General features: G+C 58.6%; 3 protein-coding genes. All 3 read right to left on the bottom strand.

The features are described 5' to 3' along the window. Positions 1–73: 73 nt before the first annotated feature. The gene (locus KPG66_RS07560) at positions 74–12,808 is read right to left on the bottom strand and encodes an SDR family NAD(P)-dependent oxidoreductase (RefSeq protein ID WP_237070485.1); all 12,735 of its coding nucleotides are present in this window, start codon (positions 12,806–12,808) and stop codon (positions 74–76) included. Between the two features lie 67 nt (positions 12,809–12,875). Next, complete coding sequence (locus KPG66_RS07565; protein WP_237070487.1) at positions 12,876–14,306, bottom strand: cytochrome P450; 1,431 nt, start codon at positions 14,304–14,306, stop codon at positions 12,876–12,878. A 49-nt stretch (positions 14,307–14,355) separates the two neighbouring features. After that, positions 14,356–26,826 carry an SDR family NAD(P)-dependent oxidoreductase gene (locus KPG66_RS07570; RefSeq protein WP_237070489.1) on the bottom strand — a complete coding sequence of 4,157 codons (12,471 nt, stop codon included), beginning with the start codon at positions 26,824–26,826 and terminating at the stop codon, positions 14,356–14,358. Between the last annotated feature and the right edge of the window lie 17 nt (positions 26,827–26,843).

A 26,843-nucleotide genomic window follows, 5' to 3' on the forward strand; every position in this document is an offset into this window, starting at 1 on the left:
GAATGCCCTTCCCATCCTGGTGTGCCCGGCAGCATTGCGTACCGGGCCGATACGTCAGATTCAGTCAATCGCCTTAGGCGGCTTCCAGCCTTGCCACCAACTCGCCGAGCTGCTGCTTTTCATAAAACAAATCAGGCATTAGTTTGGTACCGAAGCGTTTGTTCACGCTATCGGTCAGCTGCACGACCATAATCGAATCCAGCCCTAAATCATGCACCTGGGTTGACTCGCCGATGTCTTGCGCCGCAAAACCCAACTTGTCCTGTAACTCTTGTTGGATAAAAGCAAGAATTTTTTCGCTAAAACCAGCTTCGCCATCATCAGCCTGCGGCTTCGCCTCCTGCTTTCTTACGCTAGCTGCAGTAGGCTGGCCCGCCGGTTCAAGCAGCGGCCGGGCGAGAACAGCGGCCGGCATATTGGCCGTTTCGACTGTCCCAGTCAGTAAGTCGTGCTTTCGATCGACACTCGCTACCTCTTGTTTGCCAAGATACAGGCTCACTTTGTCTACTTTGACGCAAATTTTCTCCCGCTCATCCAGCACAAGTAAGCTAAGCGATAGTTCGTTATCGTTCAGCCCAATTCCCGAGAGCACGACGGAAAAGCCCCCTGCTGGCGTGTGGTAGCAGCAAAGCCGTTCGATATTACGCACAATGACTCGACCTTGCGGCAACCCTAGCTCATCCAGCAACAAGTAGAGCGCCTTATCAATGGTCGTCGCGAGGTAGGGCGATAGCTGAACGTTGTCAGCATAATGGTTGTGACGGTTAACTGGCGGCCGGCCCTTCAGCACCAAGCCGCTGCGGCCAATTGCCAATTCGCCGTCATGGTCCAGATAAGGGGCGAAATCATAACCGGCTTGCGCCAGTCGCTGACTGACTTCGGCGGCGCTGAGCTGGCGGCCCGCCTGCAGTGCCTGGCGATTGAGCAACTCACGGGCATCATCCAACCACTGTTGCAGTAGGGGCGGCTCGTCGCCAGTCAGTGGGTTGATCACGGCAAAGCCTAGGTGGGTAGGCTGTTCACCACTGCGACGGAAATCAAACTCTAGCTCCAGTTGCTCGCTGTCAATCTCGAACAGCCGGTACTCCAGCCCGGTCACCGTCGTCCAGTCGGCGATATAGTGTTCGAACGCACAGGACACCGACAGCGTGCGGCCGTCAAACCGCGACGCCAATGCCGGCATCGCCAGCGCGACATCGGCAAAATTGAAAGCGCTCAAGCGCCGGCCGCCCCGTCCACTGTAGACGTAATCCAGCAGTTCGTCTTCGACGAAGTCGGTGCGGAATATCGCGCCTGGCTGCGGAGTCGAGCAGTTTTTTGCCACTAGTGGATGCAGCTTGTTTTTAAACATCAGCGGATTGACGATCGACGACTCGTAACCTTCCTCGGTGTACCAGCAGCGCGTTTTCTCGAAACGATAGGCCGGCAAGCTGATCCGCACCGGCGGTTGGGCATACAGACTGGCCCAATCGACTTGGCTATCGCCGTTCAGCCACTGGGTCAGCAGCGGCGCCAACGGATCGTTTAAGTCGGACTCCAGCGGCTGTACCGCGTCGCTTTCCTGGAAGCGATAGAAGATCTTGCTGTCCGCACTGGATTGATAATGCCCGTCAATACAAGCGTTAAGCGCACGGGACAGCGCCTGGCGGGTGCGACAGCGAATCGCCAGCCGGTTGCGTAGGTTGTTTTTGCCCACCTGTAGCGTATAGGCGATTTGCGCCAGCGGTGCGTCACTGCTCGCCAGCCAATCCCTAAAGCTTGTCAGGTTCTGCGCCAACAACGCCAGCTTGTGCACCGAGAAGACAAACACCAGCTGATCTTCTGAGATTTGTCCGGCGCTGTCCGCTGGCTCTGGGTATTCCTCGACGATCATATGGGCGTTCATGCCGCCGGCAGCAATCGAGGTAAGCCCCGCCCGACGCGGGAATACCTGCTTGCGACCATTAATGATGCGCTCCGGCTGGCGCCATTCGATCAACTGCTGTGGCACGACAAACGGCGTATCAGCAAAGTCGATATCCTGGTTGAGCTGGCTCGAATGGATCGACGGCGCAATCTGCTTATGCTTGAACTGCAGCAAGGTTTTAGTCAAGCCGGCAATGCCCGACGCCGCCAATAGGTGGCCGATATTCGACTTGATCGAACCCAGGTAGCAAAACTGCTTGTCGTCAGTCGCCCAGCGAAACGCGTTATTCAGTCCCAACACCTCGATCGGGTCCCCTAGCTTGGTGCCAGAGCCATGGCCCTCGATATAGGAGATCGAAGACGGATGCACTTTGGCCTGATCCATCGCTTGGCGAATTGCCAGGGTTTGCAAATCCGGGTTAGGCACATTGAAGCCGTTACGCTCGCCGGCATTCGTCATCGCTGAGCCTTTGATGACGCCATAGATTTGATCCCGATCGGCAATGGCCCGATCCAAACGCTTGAGTAGTACTGCACCGATGCCTTCACCAATCACCGTACCATCAGCACCCACCCCGTAGCTGTTGACCGACTCCGAAGTGATCGATGTGAAATTGCCTTGGGATGTATTCACCGTGGTGTACGGGTGATACATCAAATTGAGGCCACCCGCCAACACCATCTTGGTCTCGTCATGCTTGAGCATCTGACAAGCGGTGTGGATACAGGTCGAGGACGACGAGCACATGGTATCGATAAACAGGCTCGGACCCGTGAGGCCGTAGAAATAAGAAACCGTCATCGGAATGGTCGCCATGCCTGACCCGGAAGCCATCGAGCCACGGAATACGTTGCTCTCGAAACCGTAGTAGTGGTAGTCATTGGACATGGTGCCCAACAGCACGCCGACATCGCCGTTATAACGGCTCAACAGGGTTTCTTTCGAGTAACCGGCGTCTTCAAAAGTATGCACCGCCACCTGGAGGAACAGTCTGACCTCTGGCGACATATGGTCGGCATAGACCTTGGGCATCTTGAAATAGCTGTAGTCGAACTTGTCAACGTCCTTGATGAAGGAGCCATTGATGCAGGTGGTCTTGCCTAGCACCTTGCGGTTCTTGTAATAGATTTTGCTGTGGTCCCACCGGTCTGCCGGAAAGTCGCTCATGCAGTCAACGCCATTGGCTAAGTTTTGCCAAAGCTCATCGATGCTGTCCGCCCCCGGGTAATAACCGCCAAGGCCGATCACTGCGATATAGTTCGCTAACTCGTTGTCCTCGACGCGCTCACCGGAGGCACCCGACGCTACGGACGTGCCGGGCGTGACGGATCCAATGGACGTGCCACTTGACGCTGCTGGGCTGTTGGCATTGGAATGAGCAGCAGCGAAACGATTCAGTGGCAACGGCTGCGCTAACGCAGGCTCGACGGCGCTTTGTTTAATGGTTGGCACTTGATGCTCAACGGTTGGCACTTGAACGCCATGCGAAGTCTCCTGCTGCTCTTCGCTAGCGCTGAACATCGCGACAAACTGGTCGCGGTATTTCACCGCGAAATGGTCAACCATGCCAGCAATATTGACATGCTCGAACAACAGGGTTTTGGGTAACGAGCCGAGATATTTTTCCAACTCATTGGTTACGCCCACCGCCATGATGGAATCAAAGCCATAGACCTCGAATTTCTCCGACGGATGGATTTTCGCCGTATCGATCTGGACCACGTCGGCGATAATTCGCGTGACAAAGGCTTCAATCCTTTTTTTCAATTCGCTATCGCTGAGGCTCACCGTTGCGGCAGCCCGTGCCGGTGCGGGTTGGGCCGGGGCCTGCGGTTTGGCGTCCACCGGCTGGCCAATGGCCGTCAGCCGCGATGACTCGCCATAGATCACCCAACCCTGAGCGCTGACCGGGTTGTTCAACAATTGCCACAGGCTTTTGACGCCCTCCTCCACCGGCATCGGCACGATACCCAACCGTTGCCGCATCTGTTGCTCGATCACCGGCGCCAACTTCATGCCGCCATCGCGCCACAGCGGCCAGTTGACGCTCAGTGAACGCCCCTTGCGCTTGCCGTCGCCGGCCAAATTTTGGCGGTACTGCATAAAGGCGTCCATATAGGCGTTGGCGGCGGCATAGTCCACCTGACCAAGATTGCCCATCGCCGCCTGAGACGAACAACAGACAAAGAAGTCCAGCGCACGTTCGTTGATCGCCTGATCGAGCGCCTCGGTACCGGCCACCTTTGCTGCGAGCACCTGCTCAAACTCGCTGGCAGGCTTATTAATAATCATGCTATCGCGGATGACGCCCGCGCTGTGTATCACCCCATGTAGTGAACCTTCTTTGGCATAGATGTCGTCAATCCACTGTCTAACCGCCGCTGCGTTGCCGACGTCTAGCGCCTGGTAGTGAACTTGGGCGCCCAGTGCTCGTAACCGATCGGCTTTTTGTTGCAACGGCTGGCTGACGGTTGAACGTCCTGCCAAGTAAAGCACCGGGTTGCGACAGCTGCTCACGATATGTTCAGCGAAAATCAAGCCCAGCCCACCCGCGCCACCGGTGATTGCATAAATACCGCCGTCGCGCAACGGCGCCTGCTCATTCTGTTGCGCTGGTGCTAGCTCACGCCACTGCCTGCTATACAGGCTGCCGTTGGCGAAGACTCGCACCAATTCGTTGCTGTGGTAACGGCTCTGCTCGACGATCACTTTGACCATCGCATCATTGCCCATTTCGGGATCGAGCGCGACCAAGCGAGCCTTCAACGCGCTGTTTTCGATCATCGCCGTTTTCAACATCGCATCCAGTGCGGTCAAGCGCAGATCGTCCTGGCCCTGCCCCACAAAGAGCTGCAAATAGCCGCCGGCATGACCGCTAAGCAACCGCTGTAGCCACTCGAGCAGCGCCAGCGCTGCCGCTTGGTAGGCCGCGGCGTCATTTTCACCTGGCGCACCCGGTAGTACGCTGACCTGATTGCCAAACTGCCGGCGTATCTCGCTAACCGTCGTCTCTGGCAGTCCAAGCAAAAGTAACTGTGGCTTGGCGTCAGCCGGCAGCCATTCACCGAGGCTGCCGACGGGTTTCCAAAACGGCGTCCGGATCAAGCGCCCCAAAGTCTCGTCGCTGTCTGCCGCCTCGTCGCTGTCCGCCATGACGGGTGACTGAGCCGGTTGGGGTTCAACGCCAGTCTTGCGTGAGCTAAAACCCTTTAGCTGAACCAGACACTGGCCTGCGTCATTGCAAATTTGCAGGTCAATTTTCTCGATCGCGCCGCCACCCCGAGCTTCACTGTAAGCCGCGGTAACCGTCAGTGGCCCGGCTCTGAGCGCCTGTTCCACTGAACCGTACAACCGTAGGCTTTCCAGCGCAAAAGGCAGCATCGGCTCGGCAGCGCCTTGCCGGCGGCTCTCCAATGAAGCTGCGATATGCAGCGCACTGTCGAGTACGCCCGGCGGCAACAGAACACCCTCTAATTGGGGATCAAGCGCCTCGTGGGTTAACCGGCCGATCACCCGGTCGCGGCCGATGCGGATTTGGCCGGCGGCGCGGAATGTCACGCCGTAATGGACGCCCATCGTGTCAAAATCGTGGTACAGCACGTCATGGCTTCGCTCACTGACATTGCACCGAGCGGCCCATTGCGCCAGGTCAACCGGTTGCGGCAACGGTGCGGCGACGGCCGCCAACTGCGCGTCGCCCTGGGCGTGCAATTGCTGCGTTCCGCCGTCCAGGCTGTAAATCCTGAACGACACGCTGTCGTTGCCGTTCACGGCCAGCTCACAGTACAGTTCGACGTCACGGTCGCCGCCACCGACTGCAAAAGCCAGCGGCCGCAGCCATACCACGTTCTGTAGCGTGACTTGCTGCGGCGGCAGCTCGCTAGCCCTGACGATTGCCTCACGCGCCAGTTCGAGGTACGCGGCACCAGGGAAGATCAGCTGGTCGCCGATACGGTGATCGGCCAGGAACGTCTCACGACCGCTAAAGCGGCTGACAAACCGCTGCGTCGCCAACGTCGAAATGTTGTGATGCACCAGCGGGTGCAGCCGTTCCATAGGCTGGTTCACCACGAGCGTGGGCTGTCGTTGGCGCCGACGGACTTCGGGCCAATAGTGCTCGCGAGCGAACGGATAGCCTGGCAGCGGCAAACGCGGCGGCATGCTATGCGCACCGTTTTGTGCCGCGCCAAACAGTCGCCGGCCATCGATGTCGTAGCCCTGGCGATAGAAGTCCGCGAGGCCAAACAACAACTCCCTGGTTTCATCTTCGCTGGCATTGCGACTGTCGTCCAGCAGCTGATTGATATAGCGCGCAATCGTCTTCTGCGCAGAAAATTCGCGCTCCACCTCGCCGACAAATAGGTTGGGACGCTTTTCGCCCGCCAGATATTGCGCAAGGGTGTAAAGCACTTCTTCTAGATCCGCCGCCACTAGCGCCAGGCGATGGCGAAAATGGTGACGTCCTTCCAGCAACGTATAGCTGATCGACGGTAACTGATTATCGCGGTATCCGCCCTGCTGCAGAGCCGCGCTCAGTTGTTCGATTTTTTCTTTCAGCGCCTCAGCGGTTTTGGCTGATAGGACAAACAAATAACAGGGCCGTCGGAACGGTGACGCATCACGCTCGCGACTGTAGCTTTCCAGTACAACGTGGGCATTCGTGCCGCTCATGCCGAATGCGCTGACCGCGCCCAACCGCTCACTGTCGCGGCCCGCCGCCGGCCAGGCCTTGTTCGTTTTGTTGACGTAAAACGGGCTTTGCTGCCAGTGGATATAGTCGTTTTCTTGCTCGCAGTGCAGGCTGGCCGGAATGGTTTCGTGGCGGAACGCCTGCAACAGGCTAATGACGCTAACCAAGCCCGACGCGGCAAAAGTATGACCGAGATTGGTTTTGGTGGAAGTCAGTGCGCAGTGGCCTGGCTTGTTGCCTCGGAACGCGTCGTTGAGCGCGTTAATTTCTACCGGGTCTCCCAGTTGCGTGCCGGTACCATGGGTCACAATATATTCGACAGCTTCGGTATTCATCCCCGCGCGCTGGTAAACCTCCTCCAATAAGCGCTGCTGAGAAGCGCCGCTTGGCGCGGTAATACCGTTGGTCTTGCCGTCGTAGTTGATGCCGCTGCCTCGCAAGACGCCGTAGATCGGGTCACCATCGGCCTCGGCTCGGCTCAGAGGCTTGAGCACGACGCAGCACACCGCCTCGCCCGGCACCATGCCATTGGCCCGGCGATCAAAGGCAAAACATTTACCGTCCGGTGACAGCATCCCTGCCTGGGTCATGCCAATAAAGGCGTCCGGCGAGAAAATCAGGTTAACTCCGGCGACAACCGCGATCTCGCATTCGTTATTACGCAGGCTCAACGCTGCTTGGTGTAGCGCCACCAACGCTGACGAGCAGGCGGTGTTAATCGCCATCGTCGGCCCGGTCAGGTTGAGAAAATAGGCGAGCCGCGACGCCAAGATACCATTATGGCCCGAGGTTAGGCTTTCTTCGCTCGCCAGTCGCTGGAAGTCGCCCTCCTCAACGCCAACAAACATCCCCACCCGTTGCGTTTCAAGGTGACGCGGGCCGACGCCGGCATCTTCCAGCGCGTTCCAGGACTCCTGCAACAACAGCCGCTGCCTAGGATCCAGTGTTTTCGCTTCGCGGGGCGAGATCTCAAAAAACATGGGATCAAACTCACTGACTCCTGGCACGCTGCCCATCCAAATACAACGCGTCTTGCTGGGATCCTCGCGATGATCGCCATAATAATCGCGCCAGTCGTAGCGATCAGCTGGGATCTCGCCCACCATGTCAAGTCCTTCGGCTAACACGCGCCACAGCTCATCGGCATTGCGAGCGCCAGGGAAGCGGCCACTGATCCCGATAATGGCGATCGTGTCGGCACTCGATGTTGACGCGACGACAGGAGCCGGTATCGGCAACGGCTCCGTTGCGCTGATCACTTCACCACGATAACAAGCTTCGACCGCCTGCCGGTGGTGTGCTAGTAAATAGGCAGCGATTTTCGCAAGGGTGGAATGGCTAAAAAACAGCTCCGGGGTCAATTTGAGGCTAAGGTGACGACTCAACAGTCCGGCGTATTCCGCCAAGCTAATGGAATCAAAGCCGAAGTCCGCCAAGTTGGTGTCTTCACCAAGCGTATGCCGTTCGGCATTGAGCGGCCGGCTCGCCAAATCCCGCAAATCCCATAACAGAGACTGCTCTACGCTCAGCCCTTTGAGTTCCGGACGGCTTCGCGTCCGCTCGCTCATGGGTTGGGCCGTCGTTGCTTTAATCGTTGAGTTAGCCGTTGCTTTGCGTACCGGATCATTGATCCCGTCCACTAATTGCTGCAATCTTGCTGGCTCACCAGCCAACACCAGCATGTGATCGGCATCGCTGGCGACAATCTGCTGCAACAACGTCAAGCCTTCAGCGTTTTCCAGCATGCGCTGACCGCTCGACTTCAAATAAAACTCGGTCGATGCCTGCTCGCCCACTGCCATACCACCATTGCGCCACAGCGGCCAATGGATCGCCACGACACGCCGAGCACGCCCGGCCTGTGCATAACGCGCATAGGCCTGCTGGAATCGATTAGCCATCGCATAGCTGCACGCTCCCATATCGCCAAGCATCGCCGAGCTAGACGAGAAATAACAGATCAATGCCAGCGGTTGCGCCGCCAGCACTTCATCCAACACAAGCGTGGCCTTGACCTTAGGATGCAATACCGCGTCGAAATCAGCTTGTGCACTGTCAAACAGGCTGCCCTGCGCGCTTAGGCCAGCAGCATGGATCAATCCGTCGATCGGTCCGCTCTGTGGCAGTACCTCGGCCAGCGCAGCGGCCATCGCCTGACGATCAGCACAATCAGCCTGCAAATAGAAAATGCTGCACTTATCATGACGCAGGCTATCAAGTTGCGCCTGTTGGGCCGCCGACAGCGAGGAACGACCGTTCAGAATGAGAGTGAGTTGACCGTCGCTGCGTCGCTTCGCCCGGCTTGAAAGGTCTTGCGCTAACAGCAATCCCAATCCACCCAGCCCTCCGGTGATCAACAGCGTATTGATCTGCTCCAGTGCCAGCGGCTCGACAGCTGCGGTTGCACGAGTCGACGCCAGCCTCAACTGGAAAGTGCGCCCGCTTTGGTATAGTCTGCCGCCCGCCGCATCGCCGCTAAGCTGCAGCCACAGGCGGCGCAGCCAGCGACTGTCGTCGCCGGTATTGTCCGGCAAGTCAATCGCCACCTCGACGGGGCAATGCGCCATTACTGCGCCGAGCGAACGCTCGATGCCGATCCAAGATTCAAGATAACAGCGCTCAAGCGCGTCGCCAGCCCGGCCGGCCAGCAATAATCGGTCGATTGGCGCCGCCGTGGCAGCCATCGCCTTAAGCAGGGCGACAATCGCGCTGTTGTCGATCATCCAGCGACGATCGTCCATACTCCATAAATAGAGCACTCGGCTAGCGCCATGAGCCGACAACACGTGTTGCAGCCCTTCTTGTAACTGCTGCGGATCGTCGACTGCTACACGATAATGGCCATCGTCATCGCGTTCATTTCGATTACCGGCCGCAATAAATATCAATTCGGTTTGCGCACTGAGCGCACGGACCTGCTGCACTAACTGCTGCCGCAGCCCAGGTTCGCTCAGCAAGCAAATCAATCGTTTGATCGGCGCGCCCGGCCCCGGTTCATCAGCCTCCTGCCATTGCTCGGTATAGGTTGCCACTGTCGTTTCGGTGGCCACTGTCGTTTCGGTGACTGCTCTTTCTCTTTGTCCAACAGTAGCTGCCGGCGCATCTAGCCAGTACCGCTCTTTGGCGAATGCATAGCTCGGTAGACCGATTCGGGCCGGACGCGGCCCCTCGCCATAAAGACACGTCCAGTCCAATGCTTCGGTCTCTTCAGCGCCAGCAAGCCATCGCGCCGCCAACTGTCGCATATCGCCAGCGGCTACGGCCTCTTCGGCCGTCATGCTGGCTATGCCAAAGTCGACGCCCGGCTCGCCGGCCATCCACGCTTGCAGCTGTCGCCGTAACTGCTCCACGCTGTCAACCATGAAAATGGCCCGCGTTGCCATCGCCTCCCGACCGGTTTGCAGCGTGTAAGCCAAAGCGGCAAGATCGGGCGTGTGTTGCGCCAGGTATGCCAGTAACCGCGCCACCTGCTCTTTCAAGCGTGACGCATTGCGCGCCGACAACGGAACCAGCACCTTCTCGCCCTGGTGCGTGGCGAACTCGCGCTGCTCACGATACTCTTGCAGCACAACATGAGCGTTTGTGCCAGAAAAACCAAAGGAGCTGACGCCAGCGCGCCGCGGTGCGCTTTGCTCCGGCCAGTCGCGTCCTTCTCGATCGATCACCAGCGGCGAATCATCGAGCTTGATGTGGGGATTCTGTTGTTTAAAGTGGCCTAACGCCGGCAACTTATGGTGCTTCATCTGCTGCAGCACCTTGATGACTCCCGCGATGCCTGCCGCACCCTCGGTATGACCAATATTGGCCTTCACCGAGCCAATATGGCAAAAACCCCGGTCGTTGGTATAACGTGCAAAGGCCCGCTTGAGCGCATTGATCTCGATCGGATCGCCAAGCTTGGTACCGGTGCCATGGGCCTCGATATAACTGAGGCTACGAGGATCAATGCCGGCGTCTTGCCAAGCATGCACGATCACGTTTTCCTCTCCGGCCACGCTCGGTGCAGTCAGTGAGGGCGTGTAGCCACCATGCAACGCCGCCGAACCCTTGATGATCCCATGAATCGGATCGCCGTCAGCCAACGCTTTCGACAGCGGCTTAAGCAGCAGCATCGCCACGCATTCGCCCGGTACGTAACCGTCCGCTTGTGCATCAAAGGTGTGACAGCGTCCCGTCGGCGATAGCGCGCGGATCGCAGAAAAATACCGGTAGTGCCAGGATGACAGCAGTAAGTTGCTGCCGCCCACAAAGGCCATTTCACATTCGCCGTTGCGCAATGAAACACAGGCGGCGTGCAACGCCACCAACGACGACGAGCAGGCCGTATTGAACATCAGGCTCGGCCCTTTGAAGTCGAACCAGAATGAAATTCGGTTGGCGGCAATCACCCCACTGCCCGTGGCGATATAGGGATCCATCGGCAGTCCCAGCTCGGTGATCTTGTCAACGTATTCGTTGAAACAGGACCCGATGAATACACCGGTACGACTGCCTCGTAACTGCCTAATTACTCCAGCGTTCTCGGCAGCAGCGTAAGTGCTCTGCAGTAGCAGCCGCACCTGAGGATCCATCCATTGGGCTTCGCGGCGGGACAGATGAAAAAAGTCGGCGTCGAACTTATCGACGTTGTCGATAAAACTGCCCCACTTGGAATAGGTCTTGTCATGCGCGTCAGGATCAGCATCAAACCAAGGCGCAACGTCCCAGTGATCTGCCGGCACCTCCTTGATCAGCTCGCGGTCCTGCCAGATATTCTGCCAAAATTGGTCAAGGTCGTCGGCGCCACCGAACTGTCCCTGCATACCGATGATGGCGATATCCTGCTGACGGTCACCGCCGCTGACGGCGCTGGGCGAATCATGGGCGACACACTCGTCCATAAAACAGGTTTCAGCAATCGGCGAAGCATCACTTACCTTCACCGGCGTAACACTTGTTTTCACCGGCGCAACGTCAGTCGTCTCGCTACGCCGGGCCAATAATGGCGTAAAAGCTGCTTTGTACTCCTGCCATAAAAACGTCGCCAGTTCAGCCACACTGGGATATTCAAAAAATATTGTCGGCTCCAGCTCGATCGCTGCGGCACTTTCAAGCCGACTCGTCAAGTTGACCAGCTGCAGCGACTCCAGTCCCAATTCCATCAAGTTGCGGTGACGCTGCTTTTTACCAATTTGCTTGGCACCGAGGGCTTGCAACTGTGCCAACAGGTAGTCTTCGATCCCTTCGCGGCTACAGCCACTGTCACTGTCGCGCCGCGCTTTATCGTCAACCAAGTGGCTGCCTCGCAGCCGCTTCAGCGAGCATCCGCTGAATTCGGCCACCAGCACCCCATCGTCGTCGTACAGCTGTGCGTCGAACAACACCAGCTCGCCAGAATTTTTGACTAATTGGGTATGAATCCAGCCCGTTGCCGGTGCTTGGCCACGATGGAGGACCAGCGATTTAACGCCAAACGGAATAAAATTGCTGTCCAGTTGTTCGCTGGCCAGCAGCGGAATGACAGTCAAAAAGGCGCTGTTGATCAACAACGGATGCAAGCTGTAGTGGCGGGACTCCGCGTCGTCAGAGACAGCCAGCGTAATTCGGGACAGCGCTTCGCCGTCATCCTGCCGCTGGTAAAGCGCCTTTAGGGTCCGATAGCTATCGCCGATGTGGATCTGCTCGCTAATCTGGTAGATCGATGCCAGCGGCTCTACCGCTGTCATACCCGCCATGAGCGCGGCTGGATCGACCTGCCGCCGCTGGGCCGCCACGGCCGACAATTCACCACTCGCCTTAGGCTGCCAAGGCGCTGACGGCGAATGTCGGCATACCGCCTCGAAGACCCGCCCATCACGCTGGGTTGCGCGGATCGCCACCTCAAGCTGCTCACCTTCAGCCAGCGCGACGGGAGCGGCAAACGTCAGCTTTTTCAGTTGCAGCGCCTCACCATCGGCGAGCTGGCCCAAGCCGTACTCCAGCGCCAAGCTGGCATAGGTCAGTCCCAACAGGATCTGCTGCTGATTGAACTGGTGATCCTTGAGATAGCGCTCATCGTAATGGTAAACAGCGGCTGCAATGGGGTTCTCGATCGCCGGTGGCGCTTGAATCACCCGCTCCGCCTGGTCACGGCGATAGCTAGCCCGGATCTTTTCAAACTCTCTGGCCGCTTCTTCGACACTGATTTCTTTGCGCTGTATTTTCCGGTGTAGAACCCTAATTTGACTGTCCACTGTTCTCTTCGCTCTCAAATGCGGATATGGCAGGCGGTGTCCAAGCGACTTTCCCGCCCGTGTCCGGTTAGCGACCGGTCAGGTCGAGAAATGCCTTGTTCGAAGGCCGCAAAAACGGCAGGTAGGTTGGCGGCGGCAACTTGCCCACCAGACGCGGTGAGATCCCCTTGGGCCCCATCTCTCGAGCCAACATCGCGATAAACAGCGTGATCTCCAACGCGGCGACATGACGGCCGAGACAGGTGTGAGGACCGCCGCCAAACTGGCAGCTTTCCACCTGGTTCGGTGCCCGATCCATGCCCAGCCAGCGCTCTGGCCTCCAGCTATCCGGATCCGGGTAGCGTTCAGGATGACGAGAAACATGCAGCAGGCTGACACCCACCATCGCACCGGCAGGGACCGTATGACCCATCATTTCAAACTCGGTATGCACCTTGCGCATTTCAAACGGCGCCGGTGGATAGAGCCGCAAGGTTTCTCGGAATATGGCTTCAGCCAGCGGCACTTGCTTGACCAGTTCCTCATGGGTATAAGGCACGCTGTCTAGGCCAGCAACCTGTTGACACAACTGTTGCCAGACGTGCGGGTGCTGCGACAGCATTAACGCCGACCACGCCATCACCGCGGCGGTTGTTTCCGAGCCGGCAAAACCCAGACCTAGGATGTTGTGCACCAATTCGACCTCAGACATGCCGTTGCCGTTATCGTCGCGACCGAAGATCATCGCCCCGATCAGGCTATCACGGTCGTTGTTGGCGCGTACCGTGGCGACGATTTGTGACACCCGCTGCTCCAGCCAGCCGCGCGCCTTACGGCAGCGCCAGGCAGGAAAGCCCGGCAAGTTGATTTTCAGCGGGATCATGCCGAGAAAAAACTCTTCGTACTGGTGGCGCCACTGCTCTAGCTCGTGGGTTTCAATGCCCATAATCCGGAACACCACCTCCAGCGCAATATCCTTGGTCTCTGGGAAAATCGCCAATTTGCGCTCGCTGGTCCAGCGCTTGAGCCGTTGCTCGATGGTTTCCACCACGAACTGGCCGACTCGCGCGCGGGTCAGCCCTTTCGGGGTAAAAGCATCCATGCTAGCGCGACGCGCATTGCGATGGCGTTGACCATCAAAGGCGTTCATTGCCTCGCCGGTGATAACCGGCATCTGTTCGCGCAGATAGGAGTTGTCAGTGTACTTGTTCTGAAGGATCGCCAGGCCATCCTCATCCATAATCTGCAGCACAGGTAGCTTAGTGCCGAAATAAGTCCAAAACATCGGCCCGCAAACCGCCTCGGCCTGGCGCAACTCACTGAGCGCATTCTGACTGATCTTATGGACATGGCCCAGCAGTGGAATCTTGCCTGGCATGACCGGAAACCCGTCTTTCATTTTCAAGTTCTTGGCAACCGGGCGCGCCACGTTGGCCGACTGATCATTGCGCTCGATTTTGAGATCGTTTACCGCCACCTGGCTAGGTTGCGCTTCCATGCCCGCATCTGCCTGCGCCAACGCGATCGTATCTTGTTTATGGTTCATTTTATTCCCCGTTATGCATTCGTTAGACTGTTGTGATCAGTTGCTCAAATTGTTCAGCATTCAGCTCGCCGCTACTAATGCGGCGATAGAGCAGGTTATTGAACAACGGTTGCGGCGTTGCGGCGACCTGCGACGGCTGCGCCATCGCGTGTTCAAACTCATATTCCGGCAAAGCGACCCGATTGCCACCTTCCGGGTAGAGCGTGGACGTGTCCAACTGCGCGCCGCGGCAATAAGCTGCCGCCATCTGCGCGAGCGTGCCTGACGCGGTCCCGGCCTCCCCGTCTTCAATACCATCAAACGGCGAGATCCAGCAGCAGCCTTCCACCGACAGCTCGTCAGACAGCAATGACTGCAGCCGTGCCACCATCTGTTCCATGGTGTCGGCCACCACCGCCGCGCGGTGCGTCAAACGGTGTTCACGCTGCGCTAAGCTGTAGGCCAGATCCTGCAGTTCGAGACTGGGATGAGCAACGGTAAATGCGTTGAACTTTTTTAAGTAGGCTAACAAGCTGTGGCGGCTAGCCGCCGCGAAAACCAACAACTGCGTCTGCCCTTGACGGTGTCTGAGCGGTGTCCGACGCTCCAGGTGCTCCTCCACCACTAGGCTGGCGTAACTGCCACCGGCGCCAAAAGAATTGATTAAGCAACGGCGCGGCTCACGCGCTCCCTCTGCGCTTACCGGCGCCGGCCACGGCGCCACCTGCTGTTGCAAATAAAAAGCGCTGCCCTCGAGCCGTATATGAGGGTTGGGCGGGTCGGCGTTGATCGACGGCGCCAATTGCCCATGCTGCAACTGCAGTAACACCTTGGTGAGCTGGGAAATGCCCGATGCCGCCTCAAGGTGGCCAATATTTGACTTAACTGTGCCAAGCGCGCAGCTGGAGGGCTGCATATCGCCAAACACTTTTTTAAGCGCCGCCACCTCGATTGGATCGCCCAACTCGGAGCCATTGGCCGCCGCTTCGACGTAGTTGATTTGCGCCGGTTTCAAGCCAGCCCGCTCGATGGTTTGCGCAATGAGCCGAGATTGCTGCTGAGTATCCGGAGCCGAATACATCAGCCTGCCACCGCCATGATTGACGCTGGAACTTTTGATCACCCCGTAGATTCGGTCGCCGTCGGCCACGGCTGCGGCCAAAGGTTTGAGCAGCACGGCGCCGGCACCCTCGCCCGGAATCATCCCATCACCTTGACCGAAGCCGCGGCTAACATCGCTACTACCCAAGTAGTTAGCCAGTTTTAGCGTCTGGTACTTGGACGGATCAAGAATTAGATTGACGCCGCCGGCGATTGCCATTGCACAGTCGTTCTGCAACAGGCTTTGGCAGGCCAAGTGGATGGCAGTCATCGAGCTGGAGCACGCCGAATTGACCGCTAGGCTTGGGCCCTTCAAATCGAAATAATGGGAAATCCGATTGGGTATCTGCCAGTCAGTAACATTTGACTTGATCGCTGCCCGCTCCAGGCTGCTCTCGGTCCATGGCGATTGGTGATACATCGAGCCGATGAAGACCCCGACTCCCGCCGCGTCGCGCTGCTGGATTCGGGCGATGGCATCGCTGTTGTAACCTGCGTCCTCAAAGGTACGCCAAGTCACTTCAAGCATCTGTCGCAGCTCTGGCGAAAGATTGCTTACCTCCTCGTGAGGCACACCGAACAACTTGTGATCAAACTCCTCGACTTGTTCAAGGAAACCACCGTAGTACCGTCCAGCCGCCCAGGACTGCGTGCCGGTTAGAGACTCGGACCAACGCGAATTCGGTGCCTCACTGACACAGTTACGTCCATTGCGCAGGTTATCCCAGAAACACGCCAAGTCGGCGGCCATAGGATAGCGGCCACTGACGCCAATAATCGCAATATCCCGACACGTCGTGGGCTGTTCGGCAACCGTCGTGGGCGGTTCGGCGACCGTCGCGGGATGTTCAACGACGCTTGCTTGCGTGGTCGTCGCCATACGACGAGCACTATTGGCATGGTTGTCGATTGGCTGGACATGACGGGGAGCGTGACGCGGCGCACGCTCGTGACTGGCCGCCACCGCAGTCACTGGCTGCACCGCAACCGGGCGATTAGCCTGCTGGCTAGGCGCAAAATGCTTGGTCAGCGCAGCGCGATGCTCACTCAGAAGGTAGTCCGTTAGCTGATTGATCGTGTTGTATTCAAACAGTATGGTACGTGACAGCTCACCGGTTGCTTTCTCCAACGCCTGGATCAGGCTGATCTGCAAAATGGAATCGATGCCGTAGCGATCGAAGGCAACATCCCGCTGCAACCGCTCAGGCGCAATATTGACCAGCTTCGACAGCACTTCAGTAATCAGCTGACGGCACTGCTTGGCTAAAACGGCTTCATCGACCTCGCCCTCAGCCATCGTCGGCGTTGCCCTGGGTGCAATGGCTGCGACGGGTGCGATTGCTGCCACGGGTGCGATGGCCGCGACGGACGCCTCCACCGCGACGTCGGTGACGTCGGTGACGTCGACAACGGGCATGACCCGTTGCTGCGCCGGCAGACGAACCACGCCATCACTCACGGCGACGATAATTTGCTGACCCAGGCCATGACTACCCGCGACTGGGAAGGCAATGTCGCCAAAGCCCTGCGACTGCAGCAGCCGCTGCCAGCTCTCGGGAGCCAGACCGGGACAGCCGTCGATTCTTAGCGCCTCGTCATCATAGAGCCACCAGCCTTCGAGCAGACCGAAGGTCAGGTGAGTAAACATCGAGCGCCCACTGATTTCGTTCAGCAGCAGCAACCCGCCATGGCACAGCGTGGCTTTGGCATTTTGCAGCGTACAACGCAAGTCTGGCGTAGCATGCAACACATTAGTGGCAATCACCAAATCGTATTGATTCGTGCTAATGCCCTGCTCCAGGCAAGCTTTGCTGACGTCAAAAATGGCGGTGCGCAAATAGGGCGCGTCGGGCGCAAAATGCTGTTCGGCATGGCGCAGGAAAGCCTGCGACAAATCTGTGTAGCAATATTCAGCGATCTGATGCCGCCACGGCCGCAGTTTGCTGATCAGCCCAGCGGTCGTGCCGCCGGTGCCCGCGCCGATCTCCAAGATCCGCAGTGGCCGGTTGCCTTCAGCATGACGGCGGGCGATATCCACCACGACCTCACCAAGCGCCTCGTTGAAATAATCGGAAATCTTGTTGTTTTTATAGATATCTTCTACCAACGACATGGAGCCGCCAGGGAACATCACCTCGGTAGCCTGCTTCTCACCGCGCAGGATAGCCGGCAACGCCCGAGCACACGTTTCCACTAGCTGCAACTGAGCATGCAAATCGCCATCCCGGCGCCATTCATCGCTCGCCTGGCGCCACTGCGACCACAGTGATGCGGCAGCAGGGATGGCCGTCAGCAACTGCCCTTGATCGTCGATATAGCCTTTTTGCGCCAGCAAGCGCAGGCTTTCCCGCAGCCACCGACGATAAAAGGGATGGGCGTCAAGGTTCGCCGCCACCGCCGGATGGGCGGCAATCTGTTGTTCAGTCAGTGGGCCACCGCCGGCTAGCTCGCCCATGCAGGCGAAGGTCAGGGCCAGCAACAGTCGGTCCATCTCAGTCGCCGCGCCGTGATGTTGCGGCGGCGGGCCGAGCCTTTGAGCTACATTTGTCCACACATAGGACGCTGGCGGCTTCTCCAACGGGTAACAATGAAGCTGTGTGCCGCTGTCGATACCGGCAATGGTCATCGGCTCAAGCAGTTTGATTAAACCCAACTGTGGCAGCGCACCGGCTAGCAACTGATCCAGTGCCGCCATGCCTTCGTCCGGCTCGATTGAGCCGAGCCCCTGTTCAGCCATCCGGGCTCGATAGCCGGCATTAGCCACCACGCCAACGCTGCCCCAATAGCCCCAGTTGATAACCTTGACGGCGCAACGCCAGTGTTGATTGAGCTGAGCGGCAAAAGCGTCCGCGAAGGCGCAGCCGGCGGCGTAATTGCTCTGGCCAGCGGCCCTGCTAAAGGCAATCATCGACGAGAAAAACAACACAAAATCTAGCGCCGGATTGTCGGCTGGCGTAAAGACCTGGGCCATCCGAACACTGGTCGCCATCTTGGCGTCGAGACAGGCAGTGAACTGCGCTTCGTTCATCTGCTCCAAGCGAGCGTCATCCAGCACCAACGCCGAGTGCACCACGCCATGGATCGCGCCAAACGATTCGACCACCTGCCGCCTGGCCTGCGCCAACTGCTCAACATCAGCAGCGTCAGCCTGGATATACAATGGCGTCGGAGCGTTGCATGCTTGGCTTATTTGTGCCAGCGCCGCCAGCTTGCGATGGATTTCATCGTCAGCGGCGCGGCGGCCAAGCCAAATTACTTTGGCACGGTAATGACGGATTACGTGACGCGTCCACACTTCACCAATGCCGCCGGCCCCCCCTATCACGACGTAGACGCCGCCTTCACGGTAGCTCACGCCGCCATCTGTTTGAGCCTGCTGCGCCAGCGGCAATAGCCGTTGGCAAAACCATTCGCCATCACGCCAGGCCAAGCATTCGCCGGGCAGCCTCTGCACAGGCGTTGCGGCCGGCAACCCCTGAGCGTCAGCCGGCAGATCGATCAGTTCAACCCGCCAATGTTCATATTCCTTTGCCAGTGATCCCGCCAAGCCATGACAGGCCGCCTGCTCCGGCGCCAACGGCTCACCGGTACGCACCGCGACGCTGGCGGTCAAGATCAATTGCAGTTCCAGCGCTCGCTGCTGATAGCCCAGTTGCAACAGCGCCTTGATCAATCTGAACAACGCCAGCACGCTTTGTTCACGGCTGTCGATCAACCGTTGATTCGCAAAATCGGTCGACGGTTGCGGCGCCAGCCAAATCAACCGCTGAAACGGCGCGCAAGCAGCCAGCTGAGCGGCAATCCCGTCAATCGTTGTCGCCAGCGACGGCAAAAATTCAATCTGCGGGTGTTGCTCGGCCAGCCAGTTGCGCCGTCCCCCAGCCGCGCCAATCGCCAGGGTGGGCAACGCTTGCCGGGCGGTGGATGCATGGTCGGCCACCAGCCATTGTGGCGCCAGCAGGCTCAGTCCTGCTGGCAATCGATTGCCAGCGGTGAGAGACGCCATGTGCCCGCGCGTGCCATTCAACGGCCGGGAACTGAAACCGCGGAAACTGACAGCGATGTGCCCTCGCTCATCACACAGCTCGATATTGATCCGCTGCACTGCGCTGCTTTGGCCACGGCGGTCAACGTCGATCAACGCCCACATAACCGGTCGGCAGCCATCGTATACATTCAGTTGCTCTAACGCGAAAGGCAGCAAGGTCTCGTTCAGGCCCTGCGCTTGTTGCAGCAATAAGCCGATCGATGCCTGTACCGCTGAGTCCAGCATACCGGGGTGCATCACCCAGTCGCTGCTCAACCATTTGGCATCCAGCTCGAGCCTAGCCAGCAATTTGCCGTCGCCGAGCCACAGCTGCTTGACACCACGGTGGCTGGGGCCATAGTCGATATTGATGGGTTCAAATAGCGAGTATAGCTGCTCAGCCTCAACGCTACGCTGCCACGGGCCCGCTGCGAGGGCTTCGAGATCCAGTGGCGTCACGGTAGCGGCAGGGATGACTTGTGCGCTGCCTTTGCAATGCTCGACCTCGTCGCCCTGAGCCTGTGAGTAGATCCTGAAATTGATTGTTTGCTGCTCCAGCGCCAGCTCAATATGCAACTCGTTGTGCTGCGACGCCAGCGTATACGGAGCCAGCCAGACAATGTTTTTAAATTGCAGCCAACCGGCGGCCAATTGCTTCGAATCCCATGATTGGGCGATCGCCGCCCGAGCCATTTCCAGATAGCCGACGCCTGGCATGGTTGGACGGCCGTTGACTTGATGGTCGGCAAACCAACACTCTTGGCCGCGCCAGCGGCTACTGAACCGCTGGCGGTAAAAATCCGAGGTATTACGCTCGAGCATCGGGTGCAACCAGCCGCCACCGGGCACTGAATCAGTGACGGGTCCGGTCGCCAAATCCGTCACCCAGTAACGCTCTTGGGCAAACGGATAGCCTGGCAGGCTGAGGCGTTGCATCGAGCGCCCATCGCGATAGAACTGTCGCCAGTCGATCGCCAACCCCTGTGTCCACAATTCCAGCAATTTGTGGTACTTGCGCTTGTCAATCCATGCCGCAAGCGCTGCAGCCATGTCTTCATCCTGACGAAACAGCGCCAGCGCCCGGTTCTCACCTTCGCTACGGCCACGATAGACAGCCTTGCCACCGGCGGCGAAATCGGCAAGTTGGCGCTGCAAATCAGTCAAAGAGTCACTGAGCAGCGCGAGCCGCTCTGGCATCGGATCACGGCCAACCTGCAGCGTGTAAGCCAGATCATCGAGGTAACGCTCAGGGTTGAGCCTGGCCTCGGCCGGCTCCGCGGCAATAAACTCGGCCAGGCGACGCGCATATTCACGCAATTGCTCCGGCGTTTTGGCCGACAGCAGGATCGGTCGCGCACCGGACGTCACGTCGTGGCGAGGGCGCTGCGGCGGTTGGTATTCCTCCAGCAGGATATGCGCGTTAGCACCGCCAAAGCCGAAGGAGCTCACCCCCGCCCGCCGCGGCAACGCATGACCGTTACTGTCCTTGGCAGCCAACCAAGGCCGGCTTTGCTGCACGATATAAAAGGGGCTGTTGTCCAGTTCAATATACGGATTGAGCGCTTCGCAATGCAGGCTCTTAAATAGCACCTTGTGCTTCAATTGCAGCAATACCTTGATCACCCCGGCAATACCGGCCGCCAATTCAAGGTGCCCGACGTTTGATTTCACTGAACCCACGCCGCAATAGCCTGGCTGCAGTGGGCCAATGCCCAACTCTTCACTCAGCTCGCGGAACGCCATTTTCAGGCCGTTGATTTCGATCGGATCACCCAGTTCAGTACCGGTGCCATGCGCTTCGATATAGCCGATGCTGCGTGGATCGACACCGGCTTGGCGATACGCTGTTTTGAGTAACTCCGCTTGAGCCCGCGGGTTTGGCGCAGTCAACGAATTCGCCTTGCCACCATGGTTTTCCGCGGTGCTGCGAATCAGCGCATAGATGTGATCGCCGTCGGCCTCGGCCTGCGAACGATTCTTCAGCACAATCATCCCAACCCCTTCGCCCCGGGCGTAGCCGTTAGCCTGAGCCGAGAAGGTTTTACTGCGCCCATCCAGCGCCAGCATGCCCGCTTTATTGAAGCTGATCTGCGCTTCGGGCGCGATAAGGGTATTCACGCCGCCGACGATCGCCATTTGGCAATCTCCGTTGCGCATCGCCTGAACCGCCCGGTGGATCGCCACCAGCGACGATGAGCAGGCCGTTTCGACTGGCTCGCTGGGACCATGTAGGTCAAGCAGAAAGCTCATTCGATTGGGGCCGACCGACGGTACCATCGCCGTGGCACTGTAACCCTCCACCGGCACGCCGGTTTTGGCGATCAGGCTGCTGTAGCCAGTCATTCCGGTGCCAACAAAAATCCCGGTACTGCTGCCCGCCAGATCAGCAGTGGCATAGCCCGCGTCTTCAATCGCCAGCCAGACATAGGTCATCAGCAGGCGTTGCTGAGGATCCATCAGCTGGGCTTCCCGCGGCGAAATACCGAAGAACAACGGATCAAAGTGGTCCACGCCGTGGATGAAGCCACCCCATTTGACGTTGGTCTTGTTGGGCTGCTGATGCGGATCGCCATAATATTCACGCCAGTCCCAGCGATTGGCGGGGATCTCGCTGATACAGTCTCGGCCTTCCGTAAGATTGCGCAAGAACTGCTCGACATCGTCGGCCATTGGGAAGCGGCCGCTGACGCCGATCACGGCAATATCGTCCTCCTGCGCCGGTTTGCTCGGAACAGAAGAGACAGCCTGATGAGCGGAAGATTGCGCAACTGTCAGTGGGCGCCGCTTGAGCGCCGATTTTGACGCCTGGACGCCATGTTGCTGCGGCGTTGAGGACGATGGCTTGACCTGCTGTTGTGGCGCCCTTTGCTGCGGCGATAGCTTGGCCGCGAGCACGCTACCGTGCTCGCGCTCCAGGTACGCCGCAAAACGGTCAATTGTGGCATGTTCAAAAAAGATCGTCGGCGCCAGGTTAAGTCGCCATTGCTGTTTCAACGTGCCCGCCAGCGCGGTTAGGCTGATGGAGTCGAAGCCGTATTGGCTGAACTCGGCATCGGTACGGATCTCTGCGGCAGGAATTTTCATCTGCTGGGACACGAGATCGATCAGCGCGCGGCGCAATGGCTCGGCTAATGGCGCCTCGGCATCGGTTGGCAACGCCGGCGCTACGTCTTGGTGTTGCGACGCGTTCTCATGCGCGAGTGCCCTATCGGCATCGTCGCCGCCGGTCACCAGCGCGGTCATCTGCTCACGTCGCCCGTTCATCACGAGCAACTGCGGCTGATCCCAGGCAAAACATTGGCACAGCGCATGAATTCCAGCATTGGTGGGCATGGCCACCATACCAGTGCTTTCTGCCATTTGCTGCGCAATCGTCTCATCTACCTTCATGCCGCCTTCTTTCCACAACGGCCAATTGATCGCCAGGCTACGGCCGCTTCGCCGTCCCTGCTTAACCAGCTGGCTGCGGTACGCGGCGTAGCGGTCGACAAAGGCGTTCGCTGCCGCATAGTCAGCCTGGCCGGTATTGCCGATCACGCCGGTACCCGACGAAAAGAAGATCATGAAATCCAATGGCAGCTCGGCAGTGGCTAAATCCAGGTTGCGAGCGCCGGCCACCTTGGCGGCCATCACTTGTTTCAGTTCGTCATCCTGCTTATTGATCAGCAGGCTGTCTCGGATCACGCCGGCGCTATGCAACACGCCATTGAGGCGGCCATGCTTGTCGCCAATCCATGCAACCAATCGCTGCACCGCGTCGCGGTCGCTGACATCCAGCTGCCGGTATTCAATCGTGTTTCGACCCGCGTCGATCTCAGCCACGCGCTGCGGGTCCACCGCAGAGCGGCCTGTCAGAATCAATGTGGCATCGCTGACACTGGCCGCCATCGCCCGGGCAAAAATCTGTCCAAGGCCCCCAAGCCCCCCGGTAATCAAGTAGACGCCACGATCTTTCCATGGCGTGCCGACTGCTAAATCAACGCTCGGACAAGGGCGCCAGCGTTGCACTTGGCGCTGTCCTGCCTGGTAACGGATCTCGACGTCGCCGGTGGCGGCGTTTTCCTTTAGCCGTTGCACCAATGATTGCGGCTCGTCCAACTCAATCAATTGGCCGCTCAAGCCCGGCGCTTCGAGTTGCAGGCTGCGCAGCATGGCCGCTAGGCCGCCGATCATCCGATCGCCTTTGGGGTTGTAGAGCGCAAGCTGGATCAGTGAGCGTGCACTGACGCCCCGACCGAGTAACGGCCGAATCCGCTGCAACAGCGCCAGCGCCGCCTGTTGATAATCCTCGGCTGGATCCTGCTGCGGCACGGCCAGTAACTCACAGCGACAATCGGTACCCTGCTCGGCTAGCTGGCGTTGCACGTCGGCGACACATGGCTCATCAAAGCCGCTGAGCAACACGAATTGCTGGTTAAAGTCGGCCGTCTTACGGTGACGGGCCGCCTCGTCAATCCACTGCGGCTGGAACAGCACAGTTTCTGTCAGCGCAGGCTCGGTCGTGGCCTGATCGCTATGGTCGCCGAGTACCCGAGAGGTAAAACCTTGCATCAGCACGCAAAGCTTGCCCTGCTGATTAAAGAGTTCGATATTGAGTCGTTGCAAGCTGGTGTCGGCCTGCTGGTCGTCGCGCCGCTCGGCATAAGCCACCCTGGCCCACATCCGCTCACTGCAGCGGTCCCATATTTGCAAGCCTTCAAGCGCAAAGGGCAATGCCGGCCGCGTCGCCGGCGGCAGACTGCCCCGATCGCCTTCGGGAAGCACGACGTCAGCGCCGATACTCAGCGCAATCGCCGCTTGGAGCGCCGAGTCCATCAGTGACGGATGCAGCAGGTAGTCATTCAGGCTGTCATGTTGGCAGGACGGCAACGCAAGCTCCGCCAATACCTCCGCCCGTCCCAGCGCGACCGATTGCAGGCCCTGGTAAGCTGGGCCATGCTCAAATGTCATCGCCCGATAAGCTTGGTAGCATTGCTCAGCGCTTAGCTGGCCGCCGTCCATCCTAGCCTTCAAAGCCGCCAAATCAACTTGGCGCTGCGCAGCAGGCTCAACAAAACTGGCCAAGCCCTGGCTGTGCAGCACGGGTTCACCCGAAACAAGGCCTGAAGGCGGGTCATAATCGCGGCTGGTGATCTCGAAGCGGATCTGATTGTCCTCTTCCAGCGTCAACGCCACGTCAATTTGCCGTGCTTGGCCGTCGATGATTAACGGCCGCAACCAGACAACATCGCTCAATACCGGCTGCTGCGCTGTTCCCGCCAAGCCGTTGGCAGCCATCGCCACCGCGGCTCGGGCCATTTCCAGATGACCGACGCCGGGGAAGATCTGCTTTCCACCCACCACATGCTGCTTGAGGAAAAATTCTTCGCCATCAAACACGGTGGTAAAGCGCTGGCTTAGCAGATCTGAAGTATTTTGCGTCAGGAACGGATGCAGGCGACCCACGCTTAAACTGGGTGCCGCACCAACATCACCTCCCGCCGTACCCCGACGGGCAGGCGGTATCCAGAAATCCTGCCGGGCAAAGGGATAAACCGGAGCGTGAATACGTCGGGCGTCGGCATTATAGCGACGGTTAAACGCGTTCCAATCGATATGGCCGCCCGCCACCCAAGCTTTAGCCAGGCGTTGTAAGTCAGCGTGATCGTCGGTAGACGGCAGTTCGATAGCCGAATGCTCGCCTGTGCCAATCTGCCCGTGCCATGCGTGCTCAGATGCACGGCCGTCCAGCCAGTCATTGAGCTGCTGTGTCAGTTGGGCTTTGTCGGTGCATAGAAAAATCAACCGATGATCTTGCGCCAGCCGGCCCGTTTGCAGGGTATAAGCGAGATCCGCAAGCCGAACCGCCGGATCGGCCAATGCTTCGCGCACTCGACAAGCATAATGCTTGAGGCTATCGGCGGTGCGTGCCGATAGTGGCAAGAGCCTCGGCCGTGACACCTCGGCACAGGTCGCAGCGGCCACTTCAACTGCCTCACGGACCACGATGTGCACATTGGTGCCGCTGTGGCCAAAGGAATTAAGCGCCGCCATCCGCAGCCCGCTGTCACCGACTGGCCAGTCTTTCAACTCGCGATGAATAGTGAACGCCGAGTCTGCTAATGCTATCCGTGGGTTCAGTTGTTCAAAGTTCAATAAACCCGGCAACTGCCGGTATTTCATTGACAGTAGGATTTTGATCAAGCTGACGACACCCGCAGCCGCCGAAGTGTGACCGATATGGGCCTTGGCGCTACCTAACGTACAGTAGCCGGTATCAGCGGTGAACTGTCGAAAGGCCCGGGCCAGCGCGTTGACCTCCACCGGATCGCCGAGCGGCGTGCCGGTGCCATGGGCTTCGACATAGCTAATCTGCCTCGGATCAATACCAAAACGCCGATACAGTTCGCTGATCAGCCGCTCCTGAGCCTGGCCGCTCGGTGCGGTAATACCGTTACTGGCACCGTCCTGGTTCATGCCCGAAGCACAGATCACCCCATAGATCGGATCGCCGTCCGCTATCGCTTCCGGTAAGCGTTTGAGGGTCACCATGCCGACCGCTTCCGACAATACGATGCCATCGCTGCGGCTATCGAAGGTGTGGCAGCGCCCAGTGGGCGACAACATATCCATCTGCGACAAGCTGATCAGGCTGGGCTCGCCAAGCGTAGCAAAAACCCCGCCGGCCAACGCCAGATCCGTCTCACGGTTGCGCAGGTTTTCACAGGCCAGGTGGATGGCCACAGCCGAGGATGAACAGCCGGTATTGACGACTAGCGCCGGCCCTTTGAAGTCGAGAAAATAGGACAGTCGTGACGCGATGATGGCATCGGAGGCGCCGATAAACGTTTCATGGAAATAACCCGTCGGCTCGGCGCCGACAAAAATCCCCACCGCCTGATTCCGAAAACTTTTGGGGTTATAGCCCGCATCTTCCAACGCCTTCCAGCTTTCCTGCAGGATCAGCCTTTGATGCGGATTCATCGATTCCGCGTCACGGGGCGAAATATTGAAGAACAACGGATCAAAGTCATCCCGCTGCTCGAGCACGCCTCCCCATTTGCAATAGGTCTTACCGGGCTGGCGCTGCGACGAATAGCTGCGCCGGGCGTCCAGATAACGCTCGCCCAATTCAACGATGCCATCGACGCCAGTGCTAAGGTTACGCCAAAAGCGCTCAACGTTGTCAGCCGCGGGAAACTGTCCCGCCATGCCGATGACTGCGATTTCAACAGGCTCCTGCGCCCGCCCCGTGCCAGACACGGCTTTATCCGCTGCTTCGGTCTGCTCTGTCCCTAGTGTAGCGCTCGCGGCTTTCAGTCGTTGCAAACGCTGTTTGGCCTCGGCCACGGTGATCTGGCGATTTTGAAGTCCGGCAATGATGGACTGAAATTCTTGGCTGCTCATTATGTCGTTTCCCGGCA

Source organism: Mycetohabitans sp. B2 (assembly GCF_021733735.1).
GTDB classification, from domain to species: Bacteria; Pseudomonadota; Gammaproteobacteria; order Burkholderiales; family Burkholderiaceae; genus Mycetohabitans; species Mycetohabitans rhizoxinica.

What these genes read in the sequence shown, in the direction of transcription:
- KPG66_RS07570 (WP_237070489.1), bottom strand. Translation starts at nt 26,826, where the DNA reads ATGAGCAGCCAAGAATTTCAGTCCATCATTGCCGGACTTCAAAATCGC.